24 protein-coding genes are annotated in these 25,696 nt (G+C 54.6%); 2 read left to right on the plus strand and 22 right to left on the minus strand.

What is annotated here, in order from left to right:
• Window positions 1-276 precede the first annotated feature (276 nt).
• Entirely contained in the window at window positions 277-1,650 is a 1,374-nt protein-coding gene (locus tag MKX76_RS14090) for a class I SAM-dependent rRNA methyltransferase (RefSeq protein ID WP_341033994.1), read from the minus strand.
• Between the two features lie 120 nt (window positions 1,651-1,770).
• Between MKX76_RS14090 and MKX76_RS14095 the strand changes: the two genes are divergently transcribed.
• Window positions 1,771-2,745: a Na/Pi cotransporter family protein gene (locus MKX76_RS14095; protein ID WP_028404336.1), complete on the plus strand. Its 975-nt coding sequence runs from the start codon at window positions 1,771-1,773 to the stop codon at window positions 2,743-2,745.
• Here the strand turns inward: MKX76_RS14095 and MKX76_RS14100 are convergent.
• The 18 genes from MKX76_RS14100 to gpr all read right to left on the minus strand — a co-directional run bounded on the left by MKX76_RS14100 (window position 2,735) and on the right by gpr (window position 21,914).
• Window positions 2,735-3,190: an NUDIX hydrolase gene (locus MKX76_RS14100; RefSeq protein WP_007129397.1), complete on the minus strand. Its 456-nt coding sequence runs from the start codon at window positions 3,188-3,190 to the stop codon at window positions 2,735-2,737. The two genes, MKX76_RS14095 and MKX76_RS14100, sit on opposite strands and share 11 nt — an antisense overlap.
• An 86-nt stretch (window positions 3,191-3,276) precedes the next feature.
• Window positions 3,277-4,620, minus strand: a complete 1,344-nt coding sequence (mtaB, locus tag MKX76_RS14105) for a tRNA (N(6)-L-threonylcarbamoyladenosine(37)-C(2))-methylthiotransferase MtaB (protein ID WP_144866985.1) — start codon at window positions 4,618-4,620, stop codon at window positions 3,277-3,279.
• Window positions 4,621-4,622: 2 nt separating this feature from the next.
• Window positions 4,623-5,393 (minus strand): RsmE family RNA methyltransferase, encoded by a 771-nt coding sequence (locus tag MKX76_RS14110; RefSeq protein ID WP_341033995.1) that lies wholly within the window; start codon window positions 5,391-5,393, stop codon window positions 4,623-4,625.
• Window positions 5,394-5,476: 83 nt separating this feature from the next.
• Complete coding sequence (locus tag MKX76_RS14115; protein WP_007129394.1) at window positions 5,477-6,160, minus strand: site-2 protease family protein; 684 nt, start codon at window positions 6,158-6,160, stop codon at window positions 5,477-5,479.
• Between the two features lie 2 nt (window positions 6,161-6,162).
• Window positions 6,163-7,140, minus strand: coding sequence for a 50S ribosomal protein L11 methyltransferase (prmA, locus tag MKX76_RS14120; RefSeq protein ID WP_341033997.1), 978 nt, complete (start codon window positions 7,138-7,140; stop codon window positions 6,163-6,165).
• Between the two features lie 262 nt (window positions 7,141-7,402).
• The gene (locus MKX76_RS14125) at window positions 7,403-7,588 is read right to left on the minus strand and encodes a YfhD family protein (protein ID WP_007129392.1); all 186 of its coding nucleotides are present in this window, start codon (window positions 7,586-7,588) and stop codon (window positions 7,403-7,405) included.
• 57 nt (window positions 7,589-7,645) lie between these two features.
• Window positions 7,646-8,017 carry a hypothetical protein gene (locus MKX76_RS14130; protein ID WP_007129391.1) on the minus strand — a complete coding sequence of 124 codons (372 nt, stop codon included), beginning with the start codon at window positions 8,015-8,017 and terminating at the stop codon, window positions 7,646-7,648.
• A 276-nt stretch (window positions 8,018-8,293) separates the two neighbouring features.
• Entirely contained in the window at window positions 8,294-9,412 is a 1,119-nt protein-coding gene (gene dnaJ / locus MKX76_RS14135; RefSeq protein ID WP_007129390.1) for a molecular chaperone DnaJ, read from the minus strand.
• A 94-nt stretch (window positions 9,413-9,506) separates the two neighbouring features.
• A complete protein-coding gene (gene dnaK / locus MKX76_RS14140) occupies window positions 9,507-11,345 on the minus strand; it encodes a molecular chaperone DnaK (protein WP_341033998.1) in 1,839 nt (612 codons plus the stop codon).
• A gap of 89 nt (window positions 11,346-11,434) precedes the next feature.
• Window positions 11,435-12,010, minus strand: a complete 576-nt coding sequence (gene grpE, locus MKX76_RS14145) for a nucleotide exchange factor GrpE (protein WP_373872036.1) — start codon at window positions 12,008-12,010, stop codon at window positions 11,435-11,437.
• A gap of 145 nt (window positions 12,011-12,155) precedes the next feature.
• Complete coding sequence (locus MKX76_RS14150; RefSeq protein ID WP_341033999.1) at window positions 12,156-13,691, minus strand: TCP-1/cpn60 chaperonin family protein; 1,536 nt, start codon at window positions 13,689-13,691, stop codon at window positions 12,156-12,158.
• Between the two features lie 13 nt (window positions 13,692-13,704).
• Complete coding sequence (hrcA, locus tag MKX76_RS14155; RefSeq protein ID WP_007129386.1) at window positions 13,705-14,739, minus strand: heat-inducible transcriptional repressor HrcA; 1,035 nt, start codon at window positions 14,737-14,739, stop codon at window positions 13,705-13,707.
• Between the two features lie 107 nt (window positions 14,740-14,846).
• Window positions 14,847-15,308 (minus strand): N-acetyltransferase, encoded by a 462-nt coding sequence (locus MKX76_RS14160; protein WP_007129385.1) that lies wholly within the window; start codon window positions 15,306-15,308, stop codon window positions 14,847-14,849.
• 77 nt (window positions 15,309-15,385) lie between these two features.
• Window positions 15,386-16,549: a radical SAM family heme chaperone HemW gene (gene hemW / locus MKX76_RS14165; RefSeq protein WP_341034000.1), complete on the minus strand. Its 1,164-nt coding sequence runs from the start codon at window positions 16,547-16,549 to the stop codon at window positions 15,386-15,388.
• Window positions 16,550-16,744: 195 nt separating this feature from the next.
• Window positions 16,745-18,562, minus strand: coding sequence for a translation elongation factor 4 (gene lepA / locus MKX76_RS14170; protein WP_007129383.1), 1,818 nt, complete (start codon window positions 18,560-18,562; stop codon window positions 16,745-16,747).
• A gap of 112 nt (window positions 18,563-18,674) precedes the next feature.
• Window positions 18,675-19,076, minus strand: coding sequence for a hypothetical protein (locus MKX76_RS14175; RefSeq protein WP_341034001.1), 402 nt, complete (start codon window positions 19,074-19,076; stop codon window positions 18,675-18,677).
• Window positions 19,077-19,097: 21 nt separating this feature from the next.
• Entirely contained in the window at window positions 19,098-20,495 is a 1,398-nt protein-coding gene (locus MKX76_RS14180) for a stage II sporulation protein P (RefSeq protein ID WP_341034002.1), read from the minus strand.
• A 417-nt stretch (window positions 20,496-20,912) separates the two neighbouring features.
• Entirely contained in the window at window positions 20,913-21,914 is a 1,002-nt protein-coding gene (gpr, locus tag MKX76_RS14185) for a GPR endopeptidase (RefSeq protein ID WP_007129380.1), read from the minus strand.
• A gap of 162 nt (window positions 21,915-22,076) precedes the next feature.
• Between gpr and rpsT the strand changes: the two genes are divergently transcribed.
• Complete coding sequence (rpsT, locus tag MKX76_RS14190; RefSeq protein WP_007129379.1) at window positions 22,077-22,349, plus strand: 30S ribosomal protein S20; 273 nt, start codon at window positions 22,077-22,079, stop codon at window positions 22,347-22,349.
• Between the two features lie 96 nt (window positions 22,350-22,445).
• Here rpsT and holA read toward each other — a convergent pair whose 3' ends face one another.
• The 3 genes from holA to MKX76_RS14205 form a co-directional block, all read right to left on the minus strand.
• Window positions 22,446-23,465: a DNA polymerase III subunit delta gene (gene holA, locus MKX76_RS14195; protein WP_341034005.1), complete on the minus strand. Its 1,020-nt coding sequence runs from the start codon at window positions 23,463-23,465 to the stop codon at window positions 22,446-22,448.
• Between the two features lie 299 nt (window positions 23,466-23,764).
• On the minus strand, window positions 23,765-25,057 hold the full coding sequence (locus MKX76_RS14200) for an anti-sigma factor family protein (RefSeq protein ID WP_341034006.1): 1,293 nt from the start codon (window positions 25,055-25,057) through the stop codon (window positions 23,765-23,767).
• Window positions 25,054-25,602: an RNA polymerase sigma factor gene (locus tag MKX76_RS14205; protein ID WP_007129376.1), complete on the minus strand. Its 549-nt coding sequence runs from the start codon at window positions 25,600-25,602 to the stop codon at window positions 25,054-25,056. Before MKX76_RS14205 ends, MKX76_RS14200 begins: the two co-directional genes overlap by 4 nt.
• Window positions 25,603-25,696 lie beyond the last annotated feature (94 nt).

A 25,696-nucleotide genomic window follows, 5' to 3' on the forward strand; every position in this document is an offset into this window, starting at 1 on the left:
ACATTTGTTGGAGTTTCCAGTCTTATTGGGAATGATGTAATCCGGTTTTTACAGACTCTTTTCCCCTTACCTTGCATCCTTTCGTTTTCAGTTCATCGCCTCGCAATTTGCGAATCTATCACCAGGATGCTGATTAATAGTATAGCATAAGCGGCGGCGGAAGGAACATACGTTTGGATTGTATTCCCAGTGGAGACGGCAACGACAAAAGAGCCTGTTCCAGCACAGCTCCTCACTGCGCTAAAACAGGCCCTGGTTCCTCTATGTCAAGATCACCTACAGATTCGTCTTGCTCCGCACTTCAAATACCGCAAATTTCAGATAGTGTCCCTCATCGACGCCGAGAATTTGCGGATGATCCTTGCCCGCGGCGCGCCACTCCACCAGCCGCAGCACCTTGCCGGCATCCCTGGCCGCTTCCTGGATCGTCTCCAGGAACAGATCCGGACGCATATGATACGAGCAGCTTGCCGTCACCAGATAACCGCCCTCGTTAACCAGCTTCATGCCGTGCAGGTTAATGTCCTTATAACCCCGGCAGGCTCCCTTGACCGCTGATTTCGTTTTGGCAAAGGCCGGCGGATCGAGAATAACCACATCAAAGGTCCGTCCCCCACCTGCCGTTAGCGGCTTGGACGTGTCCACCTTCTGGTCCGCCTGGGCGCGCTGCTGCCGCTCCTCGACTCCCTTTACCTGATTGCGCAGGTATTGGAAGGCGTCATCCACCACGAATTCCACCCGGTCCTGGAATCCGTTGAGCTCGACGTTCTCCCTCGCGCTCTCAATCGCATGCTCCGAGATATCCAGGCAGGTCACTTTCTTGGCGCCATACTTACAGGCATGAAGGGTGAAGCTCCCGGTATGGGAAAAGCACTCCAGCACCGTCGCGCCGTCCCAATACGGGAAGCTGACCGCCTTCCCGCTCTTGTTCACCGGCACGGTCTTGGTCTCTCCGTTCTCCTCGATCGTTTGAAGCGAAATGCCGCTGCGAATGCCCCAGCCGGTCATCAGCGGCTTGATCGAAGCCCGGTTTTCACGCTGGTCGAAGAAATAGCCGGTCTTCTGCCCTTCCCAGGTATCCACCTTGATCTCCAGCCCGTTCTCCGTAACGACGACGTGACGGGGACAGTCTCCATACAGCGGACCCTTGCGCTGCTCCAGCCCCTCAAGCTCGCGGACGGACACATCGCTGCGCTCATAAATTCCTCTCGGCTGCATGACCCGGACAAGCGCGCCGACGATCTCGTCGCGGCGCTTGTCCATGCCCAAGGTTAACAGCTGCACGACCAGCACGTCCGCAAAGCGGTCAACGATCAGCCCAGGGAGAAAGTCGGCTTCGCCATAAACGAGACGGTAGGCATTCTCGCCCTCGATAAACCGTTCCCTGTGTCTTTTGCATTCCTCAAACCGGGCGGCGAAGAAATCCTCGTCCATCCGTTCGATCGGCTGATGCGACACGATCCGCACCGTAATTTGCGATTGCGGGTTATAATAGCCGGCCGCCAAAAACCGCTCCTGATGATTCAGCACCGAAACCAGATCGCCCGGGGCAGGATCGCCCGTGACGGAGGCAATCTCACTCTTGTATACCCAGGGATGTCCCTGCTCCAATCTTTTCTTTCGACTGCGCTCCAAAATAACCGATGGCACTAGTAGTTCACTCCTTATGTGATATCCCTGGCGGCAATTCATTGGCATGCATGTCCGCCCGGGGTCATATACGTATTAACAAAAACCTCGATCCCCAATTCGAAAAAAAAGGAGAATCGCATGCTATCCTCACTCTGGTTTCCCATCTGCTACGGCCTCGTTCTGTTCCTGTTCGGCATGAAGGTGATGGAAGCCGCGCTTTCACGCTGGGCCGGGCCGCTGCTGCACAAGTGGCTTCGCATCGCGACCTCTACGCCCGTTAAAGGCATGGCTGCCAGCACAGCCGTCACGGCTCTCCTTCAGAGCAGCACGGCGGTTACGGTGCTTGCGATCGGATTTGCGAATGCCGGATTATTAAGCTACGCCGGAACCCTCGGGATCATACTCGGCACCAATATCGGGACGACGGTGACAACCGAGCTCATCAGCCTTCAAATCGGACGGGCCGCCATGCCGCTGCTCGTGCTGTCGCTCATGCTATGGGTAGGGGCCGTGCTGTTCAGCCAGCGCGTTCCTTCCGGCCATGATAAATTGCAGATGTCGCTTGTCCGGGGCCAATATTTATGCCTTGCCGTGACCGGCTTTGCGCTGGTGCTGCTCGGTATCCAATTCATGCAATCCATCGGGCCTACCCTGCAGGAGCTGGGCCTGTTTCAATGGTTTCTTGACCATGCCTCGCGCAGCGTTTTTTGGGGTATTCTTGCCGGCGCTATTCTGTCTGCGCTCATGCACAGCAGCGCGGCTGTAATCGCAATGGCGATGGGTCTGGCCGTCGGCGGCTCGCTTCCGCCTGAGATCGGCGTTGCCATCGTGCTCGGCGCCAATGTCGGCACCTGCGTCACCGCTTTAATCGCTGCAATGGGCAGCACGCCCGCCGGCCGTTTTGTCGCATGGTCCCATATGGGGCTGAATATCGGCGGGGCGCTTCTGTTCGCGCCGTTCATCGGCTGGCTGACCGCCGTTTCCGGCTGGCTTGCGGTGGACCCTGCCGGGCAAATCGCGCATGCCCAGACCTTATTCAACGTCCTCAGCTCGCTTCTTGCACTGCCTTTATGCTACCTGCCGTTCTGGACCAGGCGGCAATCTAAAACGTGATATCCTCCTCCGGTGGAATAGGAACGTTCAGCAGCTTCAGCGCCTTGCGCAGGATAATATCATTATTGTTATACCCGTTGCTGCGCTGTTTCCTCCACGCGGCAAGCGGTTCATACCAATCGACTCCGTTGATTTCCTCGATTTGCGGCTTGAGGCTGCCGCCTTCCGCCTTAACCAGATAATAATGAACCTCTTTATTGACTTGTCCATATACGGGATGATGATATTTATAAGCGATAATGTCCACGGGGGAGGTAATGGAGCCGACAATTCCCGTCTCCTCTCTGATTTCGCGGAGAGCGGTCTCTTCGATCGTTTCGCCGGCTTCCATCTTGCCTTTGGGAAGCGAATGTTTCCCGTAGCGATCCAAAATGAGCTGGATTTGCAGCGCTCCCGCATGATAACGGTACACGACGCCGCCTGCAGAAAATTTCGTTCGTGCCATGTCCCTTTCCTCCTTCATGTACAACAAGGATTCCACTTCCCGATAGCTGGAAATGAAATCCTTGTCTGATATAGCGGCTATTGGAATTATTGGGCGGCAGCCTTAAGCTCGCTCTCCATGACGCTGACAAGCTCGCCCTCGCATTCGTTCACGCCGGCCTTCGTCAGCTTCACGCGGCACATTTTCCCTTCGAGGTCAGGCGTTCCATCAAATACAAGCTGCAAGTAGTTGTCGCTGTATCCCTGCATTTTACCGCCATTTGGCGCGCCTTTGTACTCGCGTTCAGGAATCACTTCAAGCACCTGGCCGACGAAACGCTCGGCATAAGCAAGCTGCAGCTGCTCCGAAAGGTCGATCAGATCGTGTACGCGGGCGTTCTTCACCTCTTCGTCCACCTGATCCTCCATCCGCGCTGCCGGCGTGCCCGTACGCTTGGAATATGGGAACACATGCATTTCCGAGAACTGGATCGCCTTCATCAGGTCGTATCCGTTACGGAACATCTCATCGGTTTCACCAGGGAAGCCGACAATGACGTCGGTCGTAATGCCGACATCCGGCATCGCCTGACGGATCAGTCCCATCTTGTTATAGAATTCTTCCGTCGTGTATTTGCGGCGCATGCGCTTCAGCACCGTATCATCGCCCGCCTGAAGCGGAATATGCAGGTGCCGGCACATTTTGCTGGAACGGTTCAGCACATCCAGCATCTTGTCATCAATCTGGCTCGCTTCAATCGAGCTGATCCGGATGCGTTCCAGGCCGTCCACCCGGTCCAGATCCCAGAGCAGGTCGGACAACCGGTAATTCTCCAGATCGTCGCCGTATCCGCCAGTATGAATTCCTGTCAGGACAATCTCCTTGTAGCCTGCATCCACCAGCTGGTGCGCCTGCTTGATAATGCTCTTCGGATCACGGCTGCGGGAAAGCCCGCGGGACCAAGGGATAATGCAGAATGTGCAGAAGTTGTTGCACCCGTCCTGAATCTTCAGAAATGCACGCGTACGCTCGGCAAAATCCGGCACGTCCATTTCTTCAAATACTCTCGTCTTCATAATATTGCGCACGGCATTGATCGGCTGGCGCGTTTTTTCGATATCATGAATGAAATCCATAATTTTGTCACGGTCCTGGTTGCCGATGACAAGATCCACGCCCGGAATATCCAGAATTTCAGCGGGCGAGGTTTGGGCATAACAGCCCGTTACGGCAACAATCGCCTCGGGATTGCGGCGAACCGCACGCCGGATCATTTGCCGGCTCTTCTTATCCCCGGTATTCGTAACATGGCAGGTGTTAATCAAATAAACGTCAGCGGTTTGTTCGAAATCCACCTGCTCGTAGCCTTCGTTTTTGAAGTATTGCCAAATGGCTTCGGTATCGTAAAAATTGACTTTGCAACCCAACGTATAAAACGCTACGGATGGCATATTCAAACTCCCCCCATTTCTCCAGATTCATATAATGCGCAGACAAGCGCAGCCATGCCGGCCGTCTCGCAGCGAAGAATTCTGCGGCCCAATCCGACGGAAACAGCCCCTGCCGCCTCGGCCGCACGGGATTCCTCCTCGGTAAAGCCGCCCTCCGGTCCAACCACCAAAAGCAGGCTAGCCCGGGAAATCGGCTCCTGCAGGGCCCGTTCTACAAAAGACTTTAAGGCATCCCCGATCTGGGAGCCCTCCTCTTTCTCGTAGCAAAAGTATACCGCATCGTAGGCCGTAAACGTTGCAAGCAATTGTTTCCACGAAAGCGGCTGCTCCACGGAAGGAATCCGGTTGCGATGCGCCTGCTCGGCTGCTTCTTTAGCGATCTTGCGCCAACGCGCAAGCCGCTTCCCTTCCTTCTTGGCATCGTATTGAACGATCGTTCTCTCCGATAGGAAGGGGACGAAGGAAGCGGCGCCGATCTCCGTGCACTTTTGGATGACGGTTTCCATTTTGTCGCCTTTGGGAAGACTCTGGGCAATGGTTACGGCCAGACGCGGCTCGTTCTTCATCTCCAGTTCCTCGATAACGGCGGCATGCACACAGGCCCCGTCCATTTCTTCGATCCCGACCAGGGCCTCTCGCGACTCACCGTCGCTGACGATGAACTTGTCGCCAAGCTTGCCCCTCATAACCTTTGTAATATGGCGGGCGTCATCGCCCGTAATTTCCACCCGGTCTCCCGCAAACTGTGCAGGAGTCACAAAATATCGCTGCATCTTCTATCCTCACCTAACTGCAAAATCGCCAAACATCATGATACAACTTTTCACGGCAACTGACCAGAGCATTGTAAGAGGAATTAACCTCCGAACAATGTAATGAATATATTCAGAACGTCGATGGATAAGGCACGAGCCCCGAGATAAAGGGGCGCAATGGTATACTTCTGCAGCATTGGCAGCACGATAATGAGCAGAAATATGAGGATCGACCACTGCTCGAACCGCTGAATCTTGGCGCTGATCCGAGGCGGCAGCACATTCTCGACGATCCGGTATCCGTCAAGCGGAGGCAGCGGAATCAGATTGAACAGGCATAAGAAGAAATTCAGCTGGATGAACACATTGAAAAAAATATGAATCGCCTGATCCGTCCGCGTGATGCCGATCGGATCGATCACGCCGGATATATAAAGCACCGCGTAAATCAGCGCACCGACAATGCCCAGAAGGAGGTTGCTGAGCGGACCGACGGCGGCCACGACGATGCTCATCCGCCGCGGATGGCTGAAGTTCTCCCGGTTGACCGGAACGGGTCTTGCCCAGCCGAATCCGGCAATCAGCAGGAGGACGATGCCCAGAAAATCAAAGTGCACCGCGGGATTCAGCGTTACCCGGCCCAGCAGCTTAGCGGTAGGGTCACCGAATTTATTCGCGAAATAAGCATGAGAAAATTCATGCACGGTAAAGGCGATCATTAACGCAATCAAATAGAACGGGAGTTGCTCCAACGGGAAATACAGCAGCTGATCCAAGAAATCCATAATCAGTTCTTCCTCGCTACGAAAGCAACCCAGTCGTCTTCGCGGTTGATATCCGCGATCTCAAAGCCGGCTTCAACAAGCGCCTTCCCGACGATCTCTTCCTTGTTCTTGAAGATCCCTGAAGCGATATAGATGCCGCCCGGCTTCAAGGCCTTGTAGACATCATCGATAAACAGCAGGATGACCTCAGCCAGAATGTTGGCGACGACCACCTGGACCGGCAGCTCCACACCGAGCTCGTCCTTCGATGAGCTGTCTGTCAGGACAGAGAGCAGATCGCTTTCCTTGATGGTGATCCGGTCCTCCAAGCCATTCAGGCGGACGTTCTCCGTGGCGCTGGATACAGCCACCGGATCCAAATCCAGCGCAAGAATGCGGGAGGCCCCCAAATAAGCAGCCCCGATCGACAAGATCCCGGAGCCGGTGCCGACGTCAATGACCTCTTCGCCGCCTGTAATCACCTTCTCGAGCGTGCGCAGGCACAAGGTTGTCGTCGGATGCGTGCCGGTCCCAAATGCCATGCCCGGGTCCAGCTCGATAATGCGCTCTTCCGGAGATTCGGGAGAATAGGACTCCCATGTCGGTTTAATCGTCAAGCGCTCCGACACCCGGATCGGCTTGAAATACTGCTTCCAGGCGGTAGCCCACTCTTCCTCGTTGACCGTCTTCATCTCATAACGCACATCGCCTGTATCTATTCCGAATTCCTTCAGTTCTTCTACCCGGGGGGCGATAAGCCCTTGGATCTCTTCCAGCATTACGGTCTCGTCAAAATAGCCTTTAATGACGGCGCCCCCTTCCGGAATATCGTTAAAAGGGACGATCTCATCGAACCATTGTCCAAACGAAGTGTCCCGTTTTCTCTTCGTTGCGGCGGATTCCTCAATAGAAACGCCCCCGGCTCCCGCTTCATGCAGGAAGTTGGAAATCATCTCCACGGCTTCCTCCGTGGTATGTATCGTTAATTCACGCCATAGCATATACAGTTGTTCCTCCTCATTCGTACATAACTATCATTGTACTATATTGAGGACGCTCTATACAAAATTTGTGGATAAAATGTTGCCTCGGGAGATAGCGGTCCCTGATCATTCATAAGTCCTTTTGTTGTGATCATGAAAAAAAAGCCCTTCCTGCCGCTCGCTTTGCTAAGCAACGGGAGAGGGCTTTGGCTTTCTTGGCGAATCGGCATCCTCGGCAGCACTTGAAGAAAATATTGTACCCGAGCTGCAAGTTTGCCGATTATTCTTCTTCTAGGATCTTCTTAAGCTGGCGCTCGTCTGCGGCTTCGCTTCGGCGAAGCGCCTCCACATCGTCAAGATCGGCTGCCATCGCCGAAAACTCCACATCCTCATTTTTGGCGGATTGCAGCGCGATCATTTTTTCCGTCTTACTGGCGATTTTGCCCTTCTTCACACGTCTCATCATACGCGCATCTCTCCTTGTCACGTGTTGTTTCTTTCCATAAGCCTTGGATGCTCCGGCTTACACCATCCCGCCGGACTCCTCAATCAGACGCATCGCCTGGTCAAAGATGCCTTCGTCGAGAACGACGGTTAGCAATATATCCCGTCCTTGCGTTCCGTCCTGCCCCCCATCGCTCATCCCGCTGGCGGAAGGATCAGCCGCGCCAAGGATGCCCGCAGACCTGTTCGACAGCGCCGAATTCTGCGTCATCGAGGTCAAGCTCGTAATATCCCCTGTCAAAGGGTGCATCGGGCCATTCAGCTCCCCGCCCGGATAGGCGCTGAAGCGGTCGATCGACATATCGGCAACGCGGAGCGACTGCAGCTTGCGCTGGGCATGCTGAGCTTCCTCCGGGCTTTTGAAATAAGCCAAAATATTTTTTTCAGCCATATGGTTTCACCTGCATTTCGTTTAGATACTATCCGCTGCTTCCGGAACGAACCTTCCCTAGGTTGCTTCGCGCCCGCCCCTTTTATTCCTTTTGAGGACAGCGCATGGTGATGAAGGGAGGAGAGCACAAAAAAACCGCCCTTTTTCGAGCAGGGGCCTCATGCCTCCACTCCAAAAAGGACGGTTTCTTATTACTTGCTCCGCTGCTAGCGTTTCGATACGGTAGTACCGAAGCGAAGAGGATAGTAGCCCTCTAAGCCGGCTCCCTAATGATCATTAGTCGCCGCGAAAGGCTTTTTTTACACGGTCAAAAAAGGATTGCTCCTGCTCATGGGTCTCTTCGCCTTCAAGCGACGCGAATTGACGCAGCAGCTCCTTCTGCTCCTCGCTCAGTTTGCTTGGGGTAACAACGACCACCTTGACGTGCTGGTCGCCCTGTCCCATGCCGCGCAGGCGAGGGACCCCTTTGCCTTTCAGGCGGAAGAAGGTTCCGGTTTGCGTTCCTGCCGGAATCTTCAGCCGCACTTTCTCCGTCAAGGTCGGGATCTCGATCTCATCGCCAAGGGCTGCTTGGGCAAACGTCAGCGGCACTTCGCAATAGATGTCGTCGCCCTCGCGCTCGAAGAAATCATGCGGCTTCACGCGAATGACGATGTACAAGTCGCCCGCCGGGCCGCCGCGCAGACCGCCTTCGCCCTCGCCGGTCATCCGAAGCTGGGCGCCGTCATCCACACCCGCCGGAATGCGGACATGAATTTTGCGCTGCTTCTTGACCTTGCCGCTTCCGGCGCAGGTGCCGCAGCGATCCTTGATGATTTTCCCGGTTCCGTTACAGTTCGAGCAGGCGCGCCGGTTGACCATGCGGCCGAACGGCGTATTCTGCACGACCTCCTGCTGCCCCGTTCCGTGGCAGACGGAGCAGGTATGCGGCTTAGTCCCCGGCTTCGCTCCTGAACCGTGACAGGTATCGCATGTCTCTGTTCTAGGAATCGTAATATCCGTTTCCTTGCCGAATACCGCTTCCTTGAACTCCACCGTCATCGTGTACTGCAAATCGTTCCCCCGCTGAGGCGCATTCGGATCACGGCGTCCATTGCCGCCGAAGAACATATCGAATATATCTCCAAAACCGCCGAAGTCACCGGAGAAACCGCCTCCGCCCATTCCCTGGTTCGGATCAATATGACCATATTGGTCGTATCTCGCACGCTTTTGACTATCGCTCAATACATCGTAAGCCTCTTTCACTTCCTTGAATTTGGCTTCCGCGTCAGCCGCTTTGTTGACATCGGGATGATATTGGCGCGCGAGCTTCCGGTACGCCTTCTTGATCTCATCCTCCGATGCCTGCTTGCCGACACCTAGTACCTCATAATAATCACGCTTATCAGCCACGGTTTCACCCCCATCTCTTCTTGATTCCTAGGGCAAAAGGAAAGTCAAAGTGCGAAGATGCGCAGCTTTGACCTTCCCATGCAATCTATTCAGATTAACCTTTGTTTTTGTCTTCGTCAACAACCTCGTAGTCAGCGTCTACGACGTTATCCTTGTTCGCAGTGCCGGCATCTCCGCCTTCAGCGCCTTGCTGCGCTTGTGCGGCTTGCTCATACAGCTTCACGGACAGCTGCTGCACCACTTGGGTCAGCTCCTCGGTAGCGGCTTTGATCTCCTCCAGATTGTCGGATTCCAGCGCCTTCTTCACCTTGTCTTTCGCTTCGTTCGCCTTCTCCACTTCCGAAGCGTCGACTTTGTCGCCGAGGTCCTTAATGGTCTTCTCGGTTGTGTATACGAGCTGGTCGGCATTGTTGCGAGCCTCAACAAGCTCTTTGCGCTTCCGATCTTCCTCTGCGTGAAGCTCGGCATCCTTCATCATTTTTTCGACTTCCTCATCGCTCAGGCCGCTGGAAGAAGTGATGGTGATTTTCTGGCTCTTGCCAGTTCCCTTGTCGGTTGCCGAAACGTTAACGATACCGTTCGCATCGATATCGAACGTAACTTCGATTTGCGGCACGCCGCGAGGTGCCGGAGGGATATCTCCCAGCATGAAGCGTCCAAGCGTCTTGTTGCCAGCCGCCATTTCGCGCTCGCCCTGTAGGACGTGAATTTCAACGCTAGGCTGGTTGTCGGCATACGTGGAGAAAATTTGGGATTTGCTTGTCGGGATCGTCGTGTTGCGTTCGATCATTTTCGTAAATACGCCGCCAGCCGTTTCGATACCGAGGGACAGCGGAGTTACGTCAAGCAGAACGACGTCTTTCACGTCGCCGGTCAATACGCCTGCTTGGACAGCAGCGCCGAGCGCTACGACCTCGTCCGGGTTAACGCCTTTGTGCGGCTCTTTGCCGGTCAGTCTCTTGATGGCTTCCTGTACGGCCGGAATCCGTGTGGAGCCGCCGACAAGAACGACCTTGTCGATATCGTTCGCCGTCAGGCCGGCATCGCTCAGTGCTTGGCGAGTCGGTCCAAGCGTACGCTCTACGAGATCCGCGGACAATTCCTCGAATTTAGCGCGGGTCAGGTTGATTTCAAGGTGCTGAGGCACGCCTTCAGCAACCGTGATGAACGGCAGGGAGATCGTTGTTGTCAGTACGCCGGACAGTTCCTTTTTCGCTTTTTCCGCAGCGTCCTTCAGACGTTGAACCGCCGCTTTGTCTTTGCTCAGATCGATGCCCTGCTCTTTCTTGAATTCAGCCACCAGATAGTCGATGATGACTTGGTCAAAGTCATCGCCGCCCAGCTGGTTGTCACCGCTGGTTGCCTTTACTTCGAAGAAGCCGTCGCCGAGTTCCAGGATGGAAACGTCGAACGTACCGCCCCCGAGGTCATACACGAGGATCGTTTGATCTTCCGCTTTTTCCATGCCGTACGCCAAAGCTGCAGCTGTCGGCTCGTTAACGATACGAAGCACTTCAAGACCGGCAATCTTGCCTGCGTCCTTGGTGGCTTGACGCTGGCTGTCATTAAAGTATGCAGGAACCGTGATAACCGCTTGGGTTACGGGTTGGCCCAGGTAAGCTTCCGCGTCGGATTTCAGCTTTTGCAGAATGATCGCGGAAATTTCCTGCGGCGTATACTCTTTGCCGTCAATCGTTTCTTTATGGTTGGTACCCATATGACGCTTGATCGAAATGATCGTGCGGTCCGGGTTCGTGATCGCTTGGCGCTTAGCCGTGTCGCCGACAATGCGCTCCCCGTCCTTTTTAAAGCCTACAACCGAAGGGGTCGTACGTCCGCCTTCCGGGTTAGGAATAACGACAGCCTCCCCGCCCTCCATAACAGCGACGCAGGAGTTTGTGGTTCCAAGGTCAATACCAATAACTTTACTCATGAAAAAAATCCTCCCTTATTTATTCACACGAAATCCGTATGAGATTCACAAGCTTGCTATATATGATAAACGGCCAAGCGAGTGGCCGCTTACATGCTCACTTTAACCATAGCAGGTCTAAGCACTTTATCTTTCAGCATGTAGCCCTTCTGCACTTCCTCGACAACGATGCCTTCCTCATGCTCATCGCTCTCCACCTGCATGATGGCCTGATGATACTCGGGATTGAACGGCTCGCCTACGCTGTTCATCGCCTTCAAGCCTTCATTTTCGAGAACGGATTCCAGCTGACGGAAAATCATGCTGATTCCCTTGGAGAACGATTCGAACTCCGGACTGCCCTCGGCAGCCTGAAAGGCGCGCTCGAAGTTGTCGATAACAGGCAGCAGCTCGACAATGAGCTTCGACGAAGCATACTTCGCCAGCTCCTCCTTCTCCTTCTGCGTACGTCTGCGGAAGTTATCAAAATCGGCTTGTGCACGCAGCGCACGCTGCTGATGCTCGGCAACTTCAGCCTGAAGCTTCGCAATCTCGGCCGCATGGGCATCGCTCTCGCCTTCCTCTGGCTGATCCGCAGGAGCGCCCTCCTGCTCGGCGCCGGCAACGGCCTCCTCGTTAACAACCTCTTCCTCCGTGCTCGGGGTTTCCTCCATATTGTGTTCCATCTCTTCAGTTACTGTATCTTGAACGGCATCCTTCTGCTCTTTATTCAAGACGCGTCCACCTCCTTCATATTGTAAGCCTGCTGTTGTATGCCCGCTGGCTGTGTTCCCATCGTATCTGGTCATCCGGTCCCTGATTCTAAGATGCCTATTCGTTGATTTCTTTCATTTTGATCACATGATGAATCCGGAGGACGGCCGCCGCCACTTCTCCCGCAGCCCGCAGGCCGTGAAGCTTCACCGGCGCGGGATCCAGCACCCCCAGCTCCTCATAGTCGACGACGGTGCCGGTGTCACAGTCAAGCCCCATGGAATCGGAGCCCGAACGGATTTGCGCGGCACGCACCTCCTCCATCTTCTCCAGCGGGTTGTAGCCCGCATTCAGCAGGATCTGCGACATCGGCTTGCGCAGCGCCGCAGACACGGCTTCGAATCCGAACGCTTCCATCCCCTTCTGCGCCTCGCGGATCCGCTCGAGCGCATAAGAAACGGCAAGCTCGCTCGTTCCGCCGCCCGGAAGCACGCCGCCGGTAATGGCGGCCTGCAGGGCGGAAGCCGCATCACCTGCTATTCTGGCGGACTCGCCGACCACTTCGGAGGTGCTCGCGCCTACGATCACCGTCACGATCCGTTCCCTGCGGCCGCTGGCCAGCCTGATTTTGCCGATCGTTTCATCATAAGAGACGCGCGGGCTGTCACCGAGAAGAGCAGCAAGCTGCTCCGAATCTTTATGTAACGCCTTTCGGCGTATAGGTGTCGCCCCCGTCATGTCACAGACTCGCTTCAAATCCGCGCGGGATACGCGCGGTACGACCATGATTCCGTGATCGAGGCAGAACTGCTCCGCATCAGGATGAATGCCTTTCTCCAGCAGGATCAACTTCACCGACAATGCGGACAAGCGCTCCAGATCGGCAGCGAACCGATTCCGCAGATCCATATACTGCGCGAAGCCCGCTTCGGTTGTCAGCACTTCTTCATCCAGCTCGTCAGGCTCAAGCGCATCCAGCAGCACGAGCACCTTCGCATCGCTGTACTGAAGGTAGTCGCGGGTAAAGATCGGCTTCTGCCGAAGCAAGACACCTTCGAACACCTCATTGTCGGCATTCTCCAGCGCAATTATACTGTCCGCAAGCGAATAAGAAGGATCATGAAGGCGCGGCATGCCGGCTTTGCGGGCCGCTTCCATAACGAGCGCAACGATATCCTTTCGCTCACGCCCGGCTACATAGACCGTGCGTTCCAGAAGCGGGTCGTCCAACCCTTCAATGACACGGACGCGGCCGGACAGCAGTTCAAGCGCCCGATCGATCCCCTGGCGCATTCCTTCCACAACCTTGGAAGCCGGCACGCCGCGGATAATGCGCGAGACGCCTTCCTGAACCAGTGCCCCTGCAAGAATGGTAGCCGTCGTGGTGCCGTCCCCGATCTTCTCCTGCTGCGCGCGGGCCACCTGGATCAACAGGCGGGCCGCCGGGTGGCTTACGTCCATTTTGTCCAATATCGTCACGCCGTCGTTCGTAATGACCACTTCGCCGCGCGGGCCGACAAGCATTACATCGAGCCCCTTGGGGCCGAGCGTCCCTTCCACAGCGGATGTGACGGCCCGGACGGCATTGCTGTTGTTCAGCAGCGTTGAATAGCGTTCATCGCCGTCCACATGGCTGTGTTGTCCTTGGCTCATAAGGCTCGCTCCTTTATTTATACCAGTGTGACAGCAGCTTCGTCAGGTCATGGGACAACACGTTCAAGATGCCGATCACCCTTGCGTATTCCATTCGCGTTGGCCCCAGTATGCCGATGGAGCCGACGGCCTTGCCATCTATAGAATAAGTAGCCGTAATCAGGCTACAGTTGGATATCGCTTCATGCGTATTCTCCGTGCCGATTCGTACTTGCACACCGTGCTCTCCCGGTGCCGGTGCCATCAGCTTCATCAGTGCCGGCGTCTGCTCGAGAAGCTCGAAGATGTCCCGAACCTTGTCGACATCCTTGAATTCCGGCTGATTCAGCATATTGGTCGTACCGCTGAGATACACGTCGCGGTGGTCGGGCTCGTTCTCGAGCGCAATGTCCAGCACCTTCATAAGCTCTTCGTAATGCGCGATGTGGCGCTGCATCTCTGCCCCGAGCTCCGTGTAGAGCCGGGTCTTGAGCTTATACAAAGGAACGTTGACCAGCTTCTCGTTAAGGAGATTTACCACCTGCTCCAATTCCGAAACGGAAACTCCTTGCGGAATCGACACGATCTTATTCTCCACTTGGCCCGTGCTGGTCACGATGATGGCAACCGCCTGGCCTTCATTTAGAGGCAGAAGCTGGAAGTGGCGTAAGGACGTATGAAAAACTTCCGGTCCCAGCAGGATGGAAGTGTAATTGGTCATCTGCGACAAAATACCTGCAGCATGCTGAATCATCTGCTCCATGACGTTCAGTTTTTCCGCAAAGAACGATTTCATCATATGCAGTTCCTCAGGATTCAAGGAAAACGACGAGGTGAGATGATCGACATAATAACGGTATCCCTTATGAGACGGAATTCGCCCTGCCGACGTATGGGGCTGCTCAAGAAACCCAAGCTCCTCCAAATCAGCCATTTCATTGCGAATGGTTGCCGGGCTGTAGCCAACATCCCCGCGTTTAGAAATGCTTCTTGAACCAACCGGCTCCGCCGAACGGATGTAGTCATCCACAATAGCGTTCAAAATCAAGCGCTGACGATCAGTTAACATGTCGCTCCCCTCCTTATAGACTGCCTATCTTACAATCGTTAGCACTCATCGCCATCGAGTGCTAACCGATATAACAAAAATACCAAACCGACCTGAGGATTGTCAAGTCAGTTCAGTACTTTAAGCACAGCTATTTCGTCACAGGCGTGCTGCTTCTTGCAATGGATGCAATCGGTCCACACCTTCTCCGGAAAAATCTCCTTCTCGACGACGGCAAAGCCGTTTTTCATGAAAAAGGATACTTCGTACGTCAAGGCCATTACTTTCGGGATTTCCCGGCGCTTGGCTTCCTCCAGCAGCGAATCCACCAGCATGGAGCCGATGCCCTGCCCCTTGTAGCCTTCCGAGATCCCCAGCGAACGGATTTCTACGAGATCGTTCCCAAGCTGGCACAGTGAACCGCAGCCGATGACTTTCCCTTCCGCTTCAGCCACGACGAATTCCCCAATCTGCTTCTCGAGCACCGCTCTGGATCTTGGAAGCATAATTCCTTTCTCGGCGTAGCCTTGAATCATCTGATACAGCGGCTCAACATCCTCTAATCTGGCCTTTCTGCATACCGCCGGCATAATCCTCGTCTCCCCTTTGCACGCTCCGTCATATGTCTTGGATAAATATACAACAGAGCGCATAAAAGTTCAATAGATTAATTTGCCGACAGGGTGCCGATAAATTCGGCGAACACTTCATTGCCGAACAGGATGCCTTTAGAGCTCAGCCTGTACCCATCCTCCGTCGTTTCAAGCAAGCCCGCGCTCACCATTTTGCTCAGGGGACGCTTGAATACCTCGTCCAACGAAGCATCGAACTGCTGTTCGAATCGGGTCCGGGAAATACCGTCCAGGACGCGGAGTCCGACCATCAAGAAATCCTCCATCGCTTCCTCTCTTGATACCTCGAAGCTTTCCAGCCGCGGCAGCCCGGTTCTTGCCGCTTCATTATAAGGGTTCACTCCCTTAATATTTACGTGGCGCTGACGGTTGATATAGCCGTGAGCTCCGGCGCCAAGCCCGTAGTAATCCTCATTGCGCCAGTACGTCATATTGTGGCGGCTCTCGTAACCAGGCTTCGCAAAGTTACTGATCTCATACTGCTTATAGCCTGCCGCCTTCATGCGCTCCATTAATAGAAGATACATGTTCAGCTCATCCTCTTCATCCGGAAGCGGGAGCTGATTTTTCTGGTACATGGTATGGAACAACGTATTCTCCTCCACCTTCAGGCTGTAGATGGAGTAATGGGGAAGCCCGAGCTCCAGCGCCTTATCCACGCTTTCCGCCAGCATCTCCAAGGTTTGATTCGGCAGGCCGAACATCAGGTCGATGGACATGTTGTCAAAGCCTGCGGCTCTCGCGTTATCCAGGCTGCGGTACACATCATCCGTATCATGGATGCGACCGATGCCGGACAACAGGCTGTTCTGGAAGGCCTGAACGCCGAAGCTGATCCGGTTCACTCCGCCTTCGCGCATAACCTTAAGCTTCTCCAGATCCGTTGTCCCGGGATTCGCCTCCATCGAGAACTCGATATCGTCCGACCACACCGGAAAATGCCGCTTGACGCTATGCAGAAAGTACTCCATTTCATCCGGCTTTAGAACCGTCGGTGTTCCCCCGCCGACAAAGATGCTCTTGATTGCTCCCGGAGGATGGGCTTTGACCGTCAATTCCATTTCGTGATCCAGTGCCCGCAGATAGTCCATAACCGGCTGATCCTTCAAAACGTAGGAATTAAAATCGCAGTAAAAGCATTTATTCGTGCAGAACGGAATATGGATATACACCGCTTCCGTTCGTTGGTTATTCGTCATTTCGTATTCGCCCCTTCTTTGCTTGCCCGACTGGAGACTTCTTCTACTATATCCCCTGGCACCTGTTCAATGAAAGAAAAGGAAAGCCATAAAACCGGCTTTCCCATCATTTGACTCCCAAAACAGGCATTATGAGGTTGAATGGCAGGCTGCAGCTTGGTCGTTCATGGCCTGCCGCCTCGCTTGTTCAAATCATTACTTGTCGTCGATTTTCAGCACCGCCATGAAGGCTTCCTGCGGCACCTCGACGTTGCCGACCTGCTTCATCCGCTTCTTCCCTTCCTTCTGCTTCTCCAGAAGCTTCCGTTTACGGGAAATATCGCCGCCGTAGCATTTCGCCAGGACGTTCTTGCGCATCGCCTTGACGGTTTCGCGGGCAACAACCTTCGTTCCGACCGATGCCTGGATCGGCACCTCGAACATCTGGCGCGGAATGAGCTCGCGCAGCTTCTCGCAGATCGCACGGCCCCGGTGGTAAGCGCGGTCCTTATGCACGATAAAGGACAAGGCGTCAACCTGCTCGCCGTTCAGCAGAATATCCATCTTAACAAGATTGGATCTGCGGTATCCGGAGATTTCGTAGTCAAACGAAGCATAGCCCTTCGTACTGGACTTCAGTTGATCGAAGAAATCATACACGATCTCGGACAGCGGAATTTCATACGTAATCGTGACGCGCGTCGTATCCAGATACTCCATGTTGATGAATTCCCCGCGTTTCGCCTGGCACAGCTCCATAATCGCTCCGACATAATCATTCGGGACGATAATGCCCGCCTTGACATACGGCTCTTCCACATAATCGATCTTGCCGATCTCCGGATAGTGGGACGGGTTATCGATCTGCATCTGATCGCCGTTGGTCAGCGTCACGCGGTAGATAACGCTCGGCGCCGTCGTAATCAGCGGAATGTTGAATTCCCGCTCGATCCGCTCCTGGATGACATCCATATGAAGCAGGCCTAAAAATCCGCATCGGAAGCCGAAGCCGAGCGCGCTCGAGGTTTCAGGCTCGAAGCTCAAGGACGCATCGTTAAGCTGCAGCTTCTCCAGCGCTTCGCGCAAATCGTTGTAATCCGACGTTTCGATCGGATACAGGCCGCAGAATACCATCGGGTTGATCTTCCGGTAGCCCGGAAGAGGCTCGGCCGTCGGACGCTTTGCATCGGTTACCGTATCGCCGACGCGGGTGTCTCCCACGCTCTTGATGCCGGCCACGATGAAGCCTACGTCGCCGACGTTGAGCTCGTCCACGATGCTCATGCGCGGCTTGAACGCGCCGACCTCGATGACCTCGAAGGTCTTGCCTGTCGCCATCATTTTGATCATCGAACCGGCCTTGATGCTGCCGTCGATGACGCGGACATACACGATGACGCCCCGGTAAGGGTCGTAATGCGAGTCAAAGATCAACGCCTTCAGCGGCTCCTCGGGACTGCCCGTAGGTGCAGGAACCTTCTGCACGACCTGCTCCAAAATCTCTTTGATTCCGATGCCGGCCTTGGCGGAAGCATGCACCGCTTCGCTCGCGTCCAGACCGATCACGTCCTCGATCTCCTGCTTGACCCGGTCCGGGTCGGCGCTAGGCAGATCGATTTTGTTGATAACCGGCAAAATTTCAAGATCGTTATCCAGCGCCAAATATACGTTGGCCAGTGTCTGCGCTTCAATTCCTTGAGCAGCGTCGACGACGAGCAGCGCGCCTTCGCAGGCAGCCAGGCTTCGGGAGACCTCATACGTGAAGTCGACGTGTCCTGGAGTATCAATCAGGTTCAAGATGTACTCCTCGCCGTCGTCGGCCTTATAAGTAAGGCGTACAGCCTGCAGCTTGATGGTGATGCCGCGCTCTCTCTCCAGATCCATCTGATCAAGGACCTGCTCCTGCATTTCGCGCGAGGTCAGCGCGCCCGTAAACTCCAGAATGCGGTCCGCAAGCGTCGATTTACCATGGTCTATATGTGCAATAATACAAAAGTTACGAATTTTTTGTTGTCTTACTTGTACGTCCGTCATGCTAACCCCCAACAACCACCAGATGTTTGAATCAATTTATTATACCAGTTGAGGGGATGCACAGCAATGGCTAAGGCGCGGCTACCCGAGATTCGGCTGCCGAAACGGCGCATCATTCCACGATGGATCCGAACATCGATACGACCCAGCGGATGCTCTGGTCCGACAGCTCTTGGAGCAGACCTGCCGTTTTGTCCGCCAGCACATCGGCCGGCGGGCTTGAGCGTTCAGGAAGGAGGATGTCCCGCGGCAGCGGTTCGAACTCGGGCCGGATCTCCGCCTCCTCGTTCGGGCCGGAAGCCGGAGGCGACTTCCGTACGCCGCCCCAACCGCTGCCTTCAGCCGCCGTTCCTGCTTCGGACTGCCCGGCAGCAGGCTCCTGCTGCACTTGCTGCACCGTTTGAATGCCGCCAGTCGGGGGCGATGCTTTTTCCCCGCCGAGCTGCATGCCGATCAATATGCCGATGCCTGTCCATATGAGCAGAGCCACGAATCGTTTCCCCGTTCTTGACATCAGAGTCCCCTCCTTCAGTTTTTACCCGGCTTTCCGTTCGTCGTTCCGGGAAGCTTCCGTACCGCCCTTCCGGCCTGCCGAGGCCGACAGCTTATCGGCCTTGGCGTCCTTCTTCACGCTGGCTTTCTTCGCTTCCTGCTCTTGCCAGTACACTTCGGCAATAATATCGGCCAGCACCTCGGCCGTTCGCTGCAGCTCTTCCTTCGTATTGTCGATTCCGCCGATCTCGATCAGGATGCTGTTTGGCGACAGGGACTGATTATATTCCCCGTTCCCCTGGTCGGCCGATTTGCCCCACACGCCGCGTGAAATGCCCGGGTACGACGCTTCCAGCTTCGCATTGATTTTGCTGGCGAACGCCTCGTTTTTTCTCCAGTTCTCGTTGGCATGTCCAATAATGAAGTACACCTTGGCGTAATTGACCCCGTTTACGGTAGCGGTCGTTTTGCTGTAGCGCTGGGAATCCCGGTGGATATCGATCAGATAGGTCAAATCATCGTGACGGCCCATCGCTTCGAGCACCGTCTGCCTGGAATATTTATAGGAATAATTATAGTTATAGCCTTCTACGGTCGATTGATAGTCGCTTTTGTCGTGCAGAGTCCCGATCCCGTTGGCCTCGAGGCGTTTTGCCATGAAGCTGCCGACCAGCATGACATTTTTGCTCGGCGACACGGCGCCGGGATTGTCCGAAGGATGGGTGAGGAGCGGATTGTAGGCTTCCTGCGGATGGGAATGATAGATCAGCACCGCCTTCTTGCCGTCGGTCGTTTGTCCGTTCTTGGATGTGCCTCCGGGCTCGTTCTTGCTGTCCGTTCCTTGGCCCTCGCCTTCGCCCGGTCCGTCTTCGCCGTTCTGCTGCTCCTGCCCGTTATCCTCGCCCGCCTCTGGCGGTTGCTCGCCGTTATCCGGATTCTCGCCCGGATTTCCTACGGGGTTCTCTCCCGGGTCCGCCGCCCCCTCGGCGGTGTCCGGCCGATAATCCGCGGGCGCTTCCCCGTCTTCATTGCCGGAGCCGCTATGCAGCTGAACCGGCTGATTGGCTCTCATCCCCGGCAGCTCTCCGGCGAGCAGACTCTTCGGATCTCTCGGATTCACGCTCGTCAACAGCTGAAACACGAAGGTCGACATCTTCTCCCCGGAGAAGCTGGAATCTTCCTTGGAAGCGGCCATATGCGGCATCTCCATCCCGATCATATCAATAAAAAAGTGACTTGATAGGGAAGCGGCCAGCCCCTTCATCGAAGACACAGGCGAGCTGTTCAGCCGCTGCTCGGCCATCCCCCCAAGCCCCAGCAAAATAAAAAAGATGAGGGAGCCCAGCATCAGAACGATCAGCGTTTTGCCCATGCTCAAACCTTCCATCACATTTCGTCTCAGTCTGGCAATATTCCAGATGCGAAACTTACGGTTGTTCATATCGGAGTCCTCCTCGGCTTCAGCGGGGAAGCGGCACATTCGAAGCTCATGTCCCCGCTCTCTGTGATCTCTTATACTCCCAATCTATGAACCGGATGGAATCGATAGAACTAGAAAAGTTGAATCATTGAAAAGATGGTAGGGCAAGTATGTAAAATGTTCCTATAATCGCTGTTGGTTTCAGACTTCATGATTTATAGAACCTGGCACAGTAGAAATCCGAAGCCAAAGGCGGCCTCAAGCGTATGCTTTCGATGCAGCTTTTTCCTTCAGAAAGCTTTCGATTTTTTCGAATCTTTCACTTCCTTGCCAGCATCGTATACTTAATTCAACTTATACAAATAAAAGAATAGGGGAGAAATATAAAAGCTCCGATAGATTCGGAGCTTAGGAGCTTTATTCGGTATAACCCGCTTGCTAGTGGGTGTACGCGCCCGTATTGCCGGGATCCACCGCCTCGTGCAGCGCTGCGTTCAAGCCTGACGCTACGATATTAGCGATGTCTTCGATAAATTCATCGATCTCTTTCGGGGTGACAATCAAATCATGCCCCAAAGGCTCGAGCACTTCCTTAACGAGGGCAAGCCGCTCGCCTTCGGACAAATTTTGCAGCATCCCCATGATCTTGCCCGTCTCCGGCGCCTTCTCGCCGAAATGGGATTTCATGAGCTCAATGGCATTGTTGACGATCGTCGACGCATAGCAAACGGTTGGCACTCCAATCGCAATGCAGGGCACCCCGAGCACTTCCTTGGTCAAGCCTTTCCGTTTATTGCCGATGCCCGAGCCGGGATGAATGCCGATATCCGCAATTTGGATCGTCGTATTCACCCGCTCCAGCGATCGGGATGCCAGCGCATCGATCGCGATGATGAAATCCGGACGGGTTCGCTCCACGATCCCTTGAACCGTCTCGCTGGATTCTATTCCCGTAAGGCCGAGGACGCCCGGCGCTATGGCGCTCACTTGGCGGTAGCCGGGGGCTACACGGTCCGGCATCAGTTCAAAGTATTGACGCGTAACCATGACATTTTCCACCACCAGCGGCCCCAGGGAATCCGGAGTCACATTCCAGTTGCCGAGCCCGACGATGAGCGCGCTCGCTTTCGGACCTATGCCGATCCGCTCCATGAACGCTTCGAACTCGCGCGCGAATACGACGGATACCTGTTCCTGAAGCCCGGTATCCCCCTTCCGAAGATCGGGAACTTCGAGCGTGACGTAGTGCCCCTTCACTCTTCCGATTTGCTGGGAGGCCGCGTCGTTCTCCACATCGAGCCTTGTAATTTTAATACCGTCCTCCTGAACGACATCCTCCATCAAGCCCGGAATGGGCGGGCTGCCGGCCCCTCCGGCAAGCTCCCTTGATTCCACGGCAAGGTCGGTTCGGACGGAATATTTCTGAAGATCCAGATCCATCTAAGTTCACACTCCTCCTCATATTGCTACTAGTGTGTGAGAGGAGGGAAGAGATTATGCAGAAGTCTTGTTTAGTATTGCTTTTTGTCTACCTCCATGCTAAAATATTTTAAGTTGTGAACCATTTCGCTCTATTGAAATGCCTTACAGGAGGTGAATGTAATGCCAAACATCAAATCCGCGATTAAACGTGTTAAGACTAACGACAAACGCCATGCGCTTAACATTTCTCAAAAATCCGCGCTTCGCACAGCAGTTAAAAATGCTGACGTCGCGTTGAACGGTACAGAAATCGAGGCTGCTAAAGCTGCTTTCCAAGCCGCTTCCAAGAAGCTCGATAAAGCTGTTACAAAGGGCCTGATCCATAAGAATGCAGCTGCCCGCAAGAAATCCCGTCTGGCGAAAAGACTGAACGCTCTTACGTCCCAAGCGTAATCGTTTGTTGAATAAGACATTGGAAAAAGCCCTGACCTTCGGTTTATACCGGGTCAGGGCTTTTTGAATTGTTGCCTGGTCGCCACAGCTATGTGATCAAGCGCCCAGTCTCAGCAAAAACAGCTCGATCCCCAGCACCTTGTCCACCGCTCCGGTCTTCATCTGATAATCCAGATTCGCCAGATGGTTCAAAATGCCTTCAAGCCGGGCCGATTCGAATTTACGCGCCTGCTCTCCCGCGATTTTCACCGCATAGGGATGCAGCCCAAGCTGGGAAGCGATTTGCTGCTGCGAATAGCTCTGCGCCGACAACGTCTTCACCTGCAAAATAATCCGGAACTGCCTGGTGATCAGGGCCGCGATTTTGATCGGCTCCTCCCGCTGCTTCAGCAGCTCATAGTAGATGCCGAGCGCCTTATCCAGCCTCAGGTTGGCAATATCCTCCACCAAGGCAAATACATTCTGCTCCGTACTGCGGGCTACCAGCATATCGACCGTGGAGGTATCGATCGTTCCCCCTTCGCCTGCATACAGGCACAGCTTCTCGATCTCGCCGGCCAATGTCTGAAGGCTCGTCCCGGCATTGCGGACGATGGTCTCAGCCGCTCCCTCGCGCAGGGAGCACCCTCGATTACGTACCTGCTTGTCCACCCAGCGCAGCAGATCCTCGCCGCCGAGCGGTGCAAAGGAAAGCGAGACTCCTGCTTTTTTAACCGCTTTGACCACCTTTTTGCGTTCATCGAGCTTCTCCGCTCCCACCATAAACACAATGACGCTGTAATCGGCTGGATTGTTCAAATATTCAAGCAAGGCCTCCGGTTTGTGCTCTACCTTCCCATTGTCCTTGGCCGCAGTAAAAAACGATGTATCTCGTACGAAAACAAGCTTTTTCTGAACCATAAAAGGAACGGTCTCGGCTTCTTCGACCACGGCCTGAATCGGAGTCTCCCCCAAATCCATATGGACGATGGCAAAGTCGCGATCTTCCTTGGGAATCAGCTGGGTCTCCAGAAATTCGGCAAACTCCCTCATCTGAAACTTTTCGCTGCCGTACAGCAAATATACGGAAGACACATCCCCCTGCTTGACCGCCTTGGCCGCCGCTTTGGCATCCATCGGCGTCCCCCCTTTCTCTCTGTACACTATACCAAAAAAGACGACCCGAAAGCGATAGCGAATGAAGAGCCGCTGCCAAAACAAAGAGACCTCGGCTATGACAGCGGCAAGGTCCCTTCGTCCCAACACATCTATATAAACGCCGGACAGGATGCTCTAGAAACATCCCGCCGCCGGTCATACGACGGTGGTTGGTATAATGCTCTCTCTAATTTATCTTATTCATATCTCCTGGTAATTGTGCGAGCAATACGCTCTTTTCTATAAGTTCACATCGGAAAATATGCGGGTGCCCCGGCTTATGGCTTAGCCGGCGGTTCCTTGGAAGACGGCTGCCCGGACTGCGGCGGGGCCGTTTCTTCCACGGTGTAAACCGATTCGATCAGTTCAGCGTTGACTTTGACTTTGTACTTGAAGGTCAAGCTGTCTGGGGACCATTGTCCGGACACCAAGCTTCCACCCAGTGGAAGCCTTCCGATCTCTTCCATCGACTGCTGCTGTTCAGCTTCGCTGTTTGCAGCCGGAACCCGATAGATCACAAGCTGATCTCCCTCCGAGGAAGCCATGTATCGCGCATTCGGCGATGTCCATTGTTCCGGAGCTCTCATGATGCCCATCATCTGATCCGCCGGCTCTGTCGATTCCAGCGCTGCCGCGCTGCCGCCCTCATCCGCTGCCGGATCCTGGGCCGGCGGCTGCGTATCCGCATTCGGAGTGGCAGGTTCCTGCGGCGGAGACACGGCGTCCGAGCTGCCGCCGTTGGCTGGCTCGCTTTGATCGGATGGCGGTTCTGCCGATCCGGGATTATACGAATTGGCGTTGGCCGAATGGGTTGAGGTTTTATCATTCGATTCGACCGGGGCTCTCATGCCAGCCGCCGGATTCGATTCGCTCGCGTTCGGGTCACCGGAGTCCTTCGGCTGTCCGTTTCCTTCACCCGCCGCGTTTGGCGGATCCGATTGATCCTTGGCCGTCTCATCGCTTCCGGTTTCCTTTGAAGGCTCGTCTTCGGAAGGAGTTGCCTCGTTCATCGGAGTGTAGCCTTCGGCCGAGCCCGAACCGGCATCCTTGTTCATGATTCTCGGCTCCTCGGATGGATGCTCCGCTTCAGGTGCGGCATCCGGCAGCCCTGCACTTGTCGTGCTTGCTTCCTCGTTATAAGGAAGCTCGGCATCCGACAGCATTTTCGGCTGATAGTTGAATATCGCCACTCCCAAGATAACGGCCGCGGCGGCAGCGCCGATTGCGGTTCTGCCTGCGATGGTGCCCCACCAGCTGCCGGCTCGCTTCGTCCGGCCAAGCTCCGGCGTCATCTCGGAAGACTTCTCATTTTTCGCTGCCTGCTCATCCATGAGGCTGCCGCGTTCAAGGTCGATGGCAACCAGTTTGGGCATAATCGCATCTACCAAACTGACAGGCGGAGACACGGCCGGCAGATCCTCAAGCTCACGATTCAATGCTTTCAATATTTGAAAGGTTTCCGCACACTCCTTGCAAACAGCCACATGCTGAAACATCTCAGCCGTCTCCTCCGGAGTCAGATCCCGGTCCAAATACCGGTGCATGCGTTCCACCACCTCTTGGCAATTCATCCTGATACACCACCTTTCTGATGCTCATGCAGCATGTTCTGCAGCTGCTGCCTGGCCCTGAACAAATACGATTTGACCGTGTTCAGCGGCAAATTCAGGCAGTCTGCGATTTCGTTGTAGGATAAGTCCTGCAAATACCTAAGGACGATGACCGTACGGTGATGATCCGGCAGCTGATTGATGGCCTGCTGAATATCCTGGGCAATGTAGCCCGACATGACTTCTCTTTCGACATCCTGGCTGTCCTGAAACACCAGATCATGCTCGTCAATGGACACCGTCGGCTTGTTCCTGCGGAATTTATCGATGCAAATGTTGGTTACGATCCGCTGAACCCAGGTCTTGAACTGCGCTTTCTCTTCATAGGAATTGATCTTGGTGTACACGCGGATCAATGCCTCCTGAGCAGCATCCATCGCATCCTGTTCATTGTTCAGAATATAATAGGCCGTTCGGTAAACATGTTGCTCGATTTCTCGCAATAGGGTGATTAGAGCGTCGCGATCGCCCGATTGAGCGGCTCTGATGAGTCCCTGCTCCACCACAGTGGATCCCCCTCTCCCTGCATACATACAGACGGAAATGATGACAAAAATGTTGCAGTATGTAATCTATGAATTTTTAAGAAACTTCATCTAA

This window comes from Paenibacillus sp. FSL R5-0810 (genome assembly GCF_038002285.1).
GTDB classification, from domain to species: domain Bacteria; phylum Bacillota; class Bacilli; order Paenibacillales; family Paenibacillaceae; genus Paenibacillus_AQ; species Paenibacillus_AQ lactis.